The following is a 7,916-nucleotide window of genomic DNA, read 5'->3' on the forward strand; positions in this document are numbered from 1 at the left end:
CTCACTTCACCGTGAAGTTGTAGCTGCCGGTGATTTTGTGTGTATCGCTAGAGACGACCTGCCAGCCGACGCTGTAGCGCCCACGCGGGAGGCGCTGCTTCGGGGTGATGGTGAGCGTCCGGCCATCGGCGCCGACTGCGGCGCTGCTGGGCATTTTCATGGCCGCCATGCCCGGCATCGCTGCCATGGTAAGGTCGGCCTTGGAGAAAGCCGGCACGAGTTTCTCGCTGAACTGAAGGCTGATCTTCTCGGGGGTCGCGACGGCCGCGTTGGCGGCGGGGCTGGAGGACACCAGCTTCGGGTGCGCGTTCGCCACGCCGCCTGCGAAGAATAAGGCTGCGGCGGCAGTCGTGATGAACAAGCGACGCATCAGGGTAATCTCCATTTCGATTGGGTTCACCTGTATTACGCAGCCGGGCGGGTCACCCCTCACGATCTTTTTCGTGCCGACGCACCGCTCTCGATGAGGGGCCGGCGGTGGCGGCGCGTATTCAGAAGGGAGCATGGGGCGCTTTTCACCGCGTCTCCTCTCGAGACGAACTGTGGCCGCGGGCCTGGACGGGCGCATGCGCGGGGTAATGATGAGGTTGCGATTGACCGATCAAGGCTGGACGGGCGACCCCGAGGAGGTCATCGACTGTCTGATTGTGGGCGGCGGTCCAGCGGGCCTCATGACCGCGATCTATCTGTCGCGGTTTCTCAGGAGCTGCGTCGTCTATGACGCGGCGGCAGGGCGCGTCGCCTCCATCCCGCACTCGCGCAACCTGCCAGGATTTCCCGGAGGCATTTCCGGCGTCGCGTTTCTTGCGCGATTGCAGGCTCAGCTGCGCGAATATGGCGGTACGGTCCAGAGCGGTGAGATCGACGCAATTGTCGCCTTAGGCGACCACTTCTCGGCAACCTGCGAACTGAACATCTTGCGCGCGCGGACCGTTGTCCTCGCGACCGGTGTCCTCAACCGGCGTCCCGAGATGCCCGATGCGATGCATGACATCGGCGTGGCGCGTGGGCTTCTCCGCTATTGTCCGATCTGCGATGGTTATGAGGCCCGGCGGATGAACGTGGCGGTGCTCGGCGGCAGTGGTCATGGCGCTGAAGAAGCTGAATTCCTGAGGGCTTATGGGGCCAAGGTCACGCTTCTGGCTGAGCGCTCGCTCGATCTCGGGCCGACCGAACTTGCCAAGCTGAACCAGCAGGGCATCGATGTCGCCCCCTCGCCTGTCGAGCAGCTGCGTCTTGGCGACTGTGTCGAGGTGCGGTTGGCCAATGGCCTGGAGCTGCAATTCGACACGCTTTACCCTGCGCTCGGCTCGTCGCCTCGGACGCGGCTTGCCACTTTGCTGGGCGCGAAGCTCAGCAAATTAGGGTGCGTGCTGACCGATGCCCACCAACAAACCTCGGTTGATGGCGTGTACGCAGTCGGCGACGTAGTAGAAGGGCTCGATCAGATCAGCGTCGCAGCCGGGCAAGCGGCAATCGCTGCGACTGCAATCCATAATCTGTTGCGCGACCGCGACAGCGGATTGTCATCTGCCATCGCCGGGCTGTATCCCGCTCGGAGCGTACCGCCGACGTAGTGGGAGCCACTGGCGGTGCACCGAGCGAAAGCCGCCAACAAAGCGCTGATCGCCGGCTCGCTTGTCATCTTCTTCGGCTGCTTCGCGCTTATTCGTATCCACACGACGATCGGCGACACGGCCTTCCTCCGTTCGATGATCCCGCACCACGATCCCGAGGCTTGCGCGGGAGTGCATCGAGACAGTGTGCTATTACCAGCGTCGGGGGTTGCTCGACACGCCCTAGCGGGGCCGGGCTCGCCGGCGGCATCCGACGCTATGCTTGAAAAGGCCTACGGCACGAAGGTCGGCGCTGCCGCATTTCGTCGCATTCTCCTTCGCAGCGCGCCAACACGCGACCGGCTACTAAGCGTCGGGGCCCCTCAGAACGCCAAGTGGTTTATTCCGCCGTGCATGAAGGTTCCGCCGAGGAACCCCTGGATTGAGATCGCGAGTGTCATCAGGCCAAGCACCGCCCAGTACAACGACCGCGACCGCTCGGGACCCTTGCGGTGGCGCGCTGCCATCCAAGCCAGCGCGACGCCGAAGACCGCGATCGATGTCCCGAGCCAGCGATGCGTCATCAGGATAGGGTTGCGGTCGGTCAGGTAGAACCCGCCTGCGAACCAGCCCAGGAACGCCGCCACGATCGCTCCCAGCGCGCCGACGACCAGCATTATGTGTGCGACATGCTGATAATCCCGGTTGCGGCGCCACAACCCGAACAGCTCCACCCCGAACGCACCGATGAACAGGGCGATGGGAAAATGAATGACCATGGTATGCACCCGCCCCAGCCAGCTCACAAGCCGTTCGCCGAAAGTCTTGTTCTTGTTGGCGGTCTCCTCGTGCATGCCGCCCATGTCCATGTCGTCGCCGGCGATGTCGCGGCCGCCCATGTTCATGTCCACGGTCGACATAGAGCCCATGCCCATGTGGCCGTCGCCAGCGTCCGCCCCATCTGCTTTCTGCGTCTCGGCTGCGCTGCTAGCGGCCGGCCCGGGACCGGCCCCGAGCGCATCGTGATCTTCGTGCGCCGATGCCGACGTGCTTACTGAGATTGCAACCGCAAGGAGTAGAGCGAAAGCCCCGCCTCGTTTACCGCCCATCATCTGACCCCTTAAGCCATGTTCATCCATCCCCATTTACGCACGCCCGGCCTTCTCCCCTCACCCGCCGATTAGCTCTTTCCGTGAAACTTTTCGTCTGCTTCAAGGCGAACTGGACGAAGGAGTCACGCTGGCAGCGGCAGGCGCGTCCTGCCGGCACCTACCAGAAAAATCGCCGATCAGCTGCCGTGGCGGGCGAACATGGGTATCAGAACCAGAGCTACTACAGCCAAGGCTATGGCTATGTTGAACCGCAGGGTCACGGCCGAAGTTACGGCTCTTACCAAGGCCAAGGGCATAGCAGTTACGGTAACGGTTATTCCAATTACGGCAACTATGGCTACGCCTCGAACCGGCACGCCCGTCGGGACTACCGCCGGGAAGTACGTCATGCGCGTCGCGACGCGCGCCGGTACAACGAGCATGGTTACAACCACTAGGATGCACAACGGCGCGGGCCACCGCGCCGTTGTCACTTCTGAAGAGTGACAACGCGTCTGACACGCAAGAGTACGGAGAAGGTCGCGGGCGTGCGGCTTTAGGCAATCTTTGCTCTGACACCCGCAATTAGGAGCCTCCGCGCCACTTCGAGAGCCACGCCGAAAACTAGGTGCGAGACAAAGCCGCGCAGGTGCGTCGAAGCCGCGACCTCCGAAGCGGGGGGACTAAAGCCCAACGCCGGCATCGCCATCTCGTCGGCGACCAGCGACACCGCCGCTCCGTAGGCGGTTCCGAACCCAGCGCTGGTCTCTGGGCGAACCTCCACCGCGGCTCCGTAGAGAGCGCCGAGAAACACCCCAAAGCCGTAATGAACAGCTGCTCCCGCAGGCTCACGATATCCCTCCGGTACCGGTTTCCCTACGGTAGCTTCCGTTACAGCGTCGGCCACCTTGACGGTGTTGGGCTCGTCTCCGACATCCCTATCGCCCGAAGCGGCTTTCCAGGCTTCGTGGAACTCGGACATTACCCACGAGGCCACCAACCCCGCCGCCGCGCCCGTCACAGCGCCTTCGATTACGCGCTCTGTGTTCACATCCATCTCTCCGGCGCCTTGTCTAAAAGCTCATTCTAACCGTCGCTCGCACTGTCATCGGCGCACCGGGCATGATGTTGTTGTCGTTGTAGGCGGACGAGAAATAGTTGCTGTTGAGGAGGTTCTCGACGTTGATTTGCGCCTCGATCTGGGGGGTGAGCTTGAAGAATGCGGCGGCATCGACGCGGGTGAAGGCGGGCAGGATGGCGGTGTTGCTGATGGACGTGAAGCTCCTCGACTGGTGATAGACCCCGACCCCGGCCCCAAGGCGAGGGGTGAGGTCGTAGCGGGTCCACAGCGAAGCCTGCTGTTTGGGAACCAGCGGAACCTCGCGCCCGGCCGGGGCGGCACTCGTCGTTTTGCGAATTGTCGCGTCCTGCAGCGCATAGCCCGCGCTGATCTGCCACTGGGGTGTGATCGCGCCGCTAAGGCCGAGTTCGAGCCCTTTGCTGCGCTGCGCGCCCGTGAGCACCGTCCGTGCGGGGTCATTGGGGTCGGCCGCGCGGGTGTTGGTGCGGTCAAGCTGGTAGATGGCGGCGGTCAGGTTCAGCGTCGGGCGGATATCCCATTTGAGGCCAAGCTCGTAATTGTCGAACCTCTCCGGCTCCAGCGCGGCGCTGGTGACATCGAGCGATGAGAATTGATCCCCCGACTGCGGCAGGAAGGACCGGCTATAGCTGGCGTATATCGAGACAGGTTGCACCGGCTTGAGCACCACGCCCACTCGGGGAGACCAAAGCGTGTCGGTCCGGCGATAGCTCTGCCCGGCAACCAGGTCGTCGACGTTAAGCGTGAAGCGGTCGCGGCGAACGCCGCCGATCAGATCGACATGGTCGCCGATCGAGATCTGGTCCTGCACATAGAAGGCGGCGGCGTCGGCGTTCGTGCGGATTGACCGGTAGCCGGTATTGGGAGTGGTGCGCAGCGTGACCGGCGGCACCGTGATCGGGTCGGCCAACCCGACAAAGACGCGCCGCCCCCCGTTGACGATATCACCACCCCCGAAAAAGCCGTTGATCCGCTGGTTGCGCGTGCGCTGGTCGCTAATTTCGAAGCCAGCGAGCAGCACGTGGCGGACGGGTCCAGTGGTGACCCTCCAAACAAGGTCGTTCTGGTTGAGCAGGTTCTTGCGTGTCGTGGGATCGCTATACGCTTCGAGGCCGACGCTCTGGACGCCGCCGCGCGACGTGACCGGGGTGACCGGAAAGGCGTTCCGATAGAGCTTGTCGTAATCACCATACAGGACCCGACTGGTCAGGGTCAGATTGTCGCTGAAGCGGTGCTCGACGCGCCCATTCAGGACCTTGGCCTCGAAATCGCTGACGTTGAATCCCGGCACACCGAAGAAGGTGTCGCGGGCGCCGGTGAGCGGGCGTGACGGGCTCGTCAGCGAGCCCTGAACGGCCGAGGGGACGCCTCGGTCGATCGTTCGCTTGTCGCTGTTATATTCGAAGCCCAGATCGATCCGAGTCGCACCGCCGAGCGAGAGCGCGACGGTCGGGTTGATCGCAACCCGGCGCCCGTCATAGAAGTCGCGATTGTTTCGGAACTCCTCGTAAACGGCGTTCATCCGGGTGGAGACGGACTCGCTGAGTGGCTGACTGATGTCGGCGTCGACATACCATGCGCCATATGTGTCCGCCGAACCGCTGCCGCTGATGAAGGCGTTGGCGACAGGGCGCTTGGTGACGCGGTTGATTACGCCCCCGCCGCCGCCGCGCCCGAAGATCATCGCGTTGGGACCTTTCAGAACCTCGATCCTCTCTGCATTGTAGAGGCCGCGATAATATTGCACGTCGTCCCGCAAGCCATCGACGAAGAAGTCTGCGGTGCTGCTGTTCCCGCGCAGGATGATCTGATCGCGGTGGCCCTCACCTTGAGAGATCACCGCGCCGGGGACATAGCGCAGCACGTCGGCGATCGAACGCATCGCCTGGTCGTCGATTTGCGCCTCGGTGATAATCGAGACCGCTTGCGGGACGTCGTTGAGATCGGTCGGTGTGCGGGTGGCGGTGCTGCTCGCATCGACCTGATAGCCGTCCCGGACGCCGGTCACGATGATCGTTTGCGATGTGCTGCCGGGTCCCGATAGCAGCTGGTCCTGGGCCATTGCCGGGACGGTGAGCAGCCCGAAGCCGAGCACAGTTCCGATACCAAGATTTCTCACAGTCAGCCCTTTTGCGAATCTTTCTCAACCAACGCAATAGATGATTTGAGAGTGCGTCGCAATAGCCCTTCGGGGTGGTCGCTGTCGGGCCCGTTGGCTTGCTCTCTAAAATATGAGGCCAGCGAAACGGACTACGGCAATGTTACGAAGCCCGACGAGATCACTTATCAGAGCCTGAGTTGGCTTTGCCGTTGCATTACGCCGAACGTCCTCAGCCATGACATGGAAGAGAGCCGAGCCAGTGACGCTCACCGGACGACGATCTTGCCTTTCATGCCGAAAATCGAGTGCATGAAGTGCGAACAATGCACGTCGTAGGTTCCGATCCGGTTGACAACCAGGCGCACGTCCCCGCTTTCTCCGCCTCCCAGATCGACCTCACCCTTGTTGATCGTCGACCGGCTGGCAGGGTCAATAGTGGCTTGCTCGAAAAAGGCCTTGGCGACAAAATTGTGGCCGCCCCCTGCCGTGTTAACAAAGCGCAAGCGGTAGGGAGCACCGCGTTGAAGCGTGATCGTGGCTGGAACGAAAGCGAAATTCTTCATGTCGATTTCGATCGTCCGGGCGTTCAACCAGTTCGGCGATTGAGCAAAGCCAGGCCCCGCGAGAAGAAGGCCGCAAACAGCGAGGCTTAGCGAGCGCATCGAACATCCCCATTACAAGCGTATCATAGCACGGATTGAGCCGCAGGCTCTTTTGGCCGTTCAAAAGCTGCATCGAAGCGAAAATCCCGAGAAAGGGACGTCAATTCCAACTTCCACGGCGCTAGATTCCGAGCCGATTGGCCTGCTTCGGCGTGCAAGGTGATGTTCATCGAGTAGGTTCGTCGTCGGAATCCGAATGGTGTACATGCAAGCGGGCTCGGTGCGAAACCCGCGTCCACCCAGGCATGCGAGGCAGCTCAAGGATCAAAAGAAGCATCAGAGCGGTTATGACAGCCAGATGATAGATCCCGTACGCGGCGCTTACGCTGCCAGCCACGCTCAGGACGCTTCAGGGCGTTGTCCGGCCCGGCTTCACCCGTTGGGGTAGCCTTGCGTTCTCGCTAGGGATTCTTGCCGCCGTTGCATTTCAGCTGCGCTCCATCGATTTCATAACTCTCACCACCTTAGTACCGACGAGCGCTCTGTTCTGGTTGGCGTTTGCGGCTTCCTACCTAGCTACACCGGTGTCCGAGTGGGCGATCTTCCGGGGGCTATGGCGCTTGCCCGTCGTTGGTCTGCTTCCGTTGCTTCACAAGCAGGTGACCAATAATCTTGTCCTGGGCTACATGGGAGAGACGCAGCTCTATCTTTGGGCAAAACGCCGGGCTGAGATGGTCGCGTCGCCATTTGGTGCCGTAAAGGATGTCGCGATTCTGTCCGCGCTTGCTGGCAATGTGGCGACGATCGCCGTACTCGCTCTCGCCTATCCCATGTTCCTTGAGTTGAGGACCGGAAGCGTCGGAACCGCGATTGTCGGGTCTGTGTTTTTCGTGATGGCCGTGTCGATCGGTATCACCGCATTCGGACATCGAATGTTCACGCTTCGTCGTCCTGTGCTGATCCGCATCTTCGTCGTCCATCTCCTGCGCATTGCGGCGACGGTGACGCTCTCCGCGCTTATGTGGCATCTCGTTGTTCCCGACGTCGCAGCAGGATGGTGGATATTGCTGGCGAGCGTCCGCCTGATGATGTCGCGCCTTCCGCTAGTCCCCAACAAGGACGTCGCGCTCGTGGGCGTTGCTGCCCTTTTCGTTGGCCAAAATCTGGAGATCGCTGCTGCGATCGTACTCGTCACAGGTATCACGGTCGCGGCCCATGTCCTCGTGGGTATCGTACTTGGATTCGTCGCACTCGCGCCCGAGACCTACCACTATAAGCGTCGTATTCGCGCTCACGCGCAGGCATGTCGCGAGCCGGGTCCTGTTTACGATGCCAAGCGGTCGCCGCCGATGCTTAAGGACCAACTCATCTAAGAGTCTGATTCAAAATTATCGTTCATAATTTCATAGCCTTGCGATGCGGCGAGTGAAGAGTTGTATCGAGGCGACGAAGAGCCATGCGGTTGCC

At 61.7% G+C, this 7,916-nt stretch carries 8 protein-coding genes and 1 pseudogene; 4 read left to right on the forward strand and 5 right to left on the reverse strand.

Annotated elements, in window-relative coordinates; all coding sequences use genetic code 11:
* Position 1: 1 nt before the first annotated feature.
* Positions 2-400: a copper homeostasis periplasmic binding protein CopC gene (gene copC / locus CHB69_RS15890; RefSeq protein WP_425442438.1), complete on the reverse strand. Its 399-nt coding sequence runs from the start codon at positions 398-400 to the stop codon at positions 2-4.
* A 193-nt stretch (positions 401-593) separates the two neighbouring features.
* Between copC and CHB69_RS15895 the strand changes: the two genes are divergently transcribed.
* The gene (locus CHB69_RS15895; RefSeq protein ID WP_231728232.1) at positions 594-1,577 is read left to right on the forward strand and encodes an NAD(P)/FAD-dependent oxidoreductase; all 984 of its coding nucleotides are present in this window, start codon (positions 594-596) and stop codon (positions 1,575-1,577) included.
* 24 nt (positions 1,578-1,601) lie between these two features.
* Positions 1,602-1,727: pseudogene (locus tag CHB69_RS20575) on the forward strand (DUF305 domain-containing protein); the annotation flags it as partial.
* Positions 1,728-1,939: 212 nt separating this feature from the next.
* Here CHB69_RS20575 and CHB69_RS15905 read toward each other — a convergent pair.
* A complete protein-coding gene (locus CHB69_RS15905) occupies positions 1,940-2,476 on the reverse strand; it encodes a DUF2231 domain-containing protein (RefSeq protein WP_030541569.1) in 537 nt (178 codons plus the stop codon).
* Positions 2,477-2,748: 272 nt separating this feature from the next.
* Between CHB69_RS15905 and CHB69_RS19830 the strand changes: the two genes are divergently transcribed.
* On the forward strand, positions 2,749-3,105 hold the full coding sequence (locus CHB69_RS19830) for a hypothetical protein (RefSeq protein WP_141134014.1): 357 nt from the start codon (positions 2,749-2,751) through the stop codon (positions 3,103-3,105).
* 98 nt (positions 3,106-3,203) lie between these two features.
* Here the strand turns inward: CHB69_RS19830 and CHB69_RS15910 are convergent, their stop codons facing one another.
* The 3 genes from CHB69_RS15910 to CHB69_RS15920 form a co-directional block, all read right to left on the reverse strand.
* Positions 3,204-3,704 (reverse strand): DUF1440 domain-containing protein, encoded by a 501-nt coding sequence (locus CHB69_RS15910; RefSeq protein WP_066551370.1) that lies wholly within the window; start codon positions 3,702-3,704, stop codon positions 3,204-3,206.
* A 16-nt stretch (positions 3,705-3,720) separates the two neighbouring features.
* Complete coding sequence (locus CHB69_RS15915) at positions 3,721-5,865, reverse strand: TonB-dependent receptor (RefSeq protein ID WP_231728233.1); 2,145 nt, start codon at positions 5,863-5,865, stop codon at positions 3,721-3,723.
* Positions 5,866-6,113: 248 nt separating this feature from the next.
* The gene (locus CHB69_RS15920) at positions 6,114-6,509 is read right to left on the reverse strand and encodes a cupredoxin domain-containing protein (RefSeq protein WP_197411996.1); all 396 of its coding nucleotides are present in this window, start codon (positions 6,507-6,509) and stop codon (positions 6,114-6,116) included.
* Between the two features lie 599 nt (positions 6,510-7,108).
* Between CHB69_RS15920 and CHB69_RS15925 the strand changes: the two genes are divergently transcribed.
* On the forward strand, positions 7,109-7,822 hold the full coding sequence (locus tag CHB69_RS15925) for a hypothetical protein (RefSeq protein WP_212541942.1): 714 nt from the start codon (positions 7,109-7,111) through the stop codon (positions 7,820-7,822).
* The last annotated feature ends 94 nt before the right edge of the window (positions 7,823-7,916 follow it).

Origin of the sequence: Sphingopyxis indica, assembly GCF_900188185.1 — a bacterium.
Taxonomy (GTDB): Bacteria; Pseudomonadota; Alphaproteobacteria; order Sphingomonadales; family Sphingomonadaceae; genus Sphingopyxis; species Sphingopyxis indica.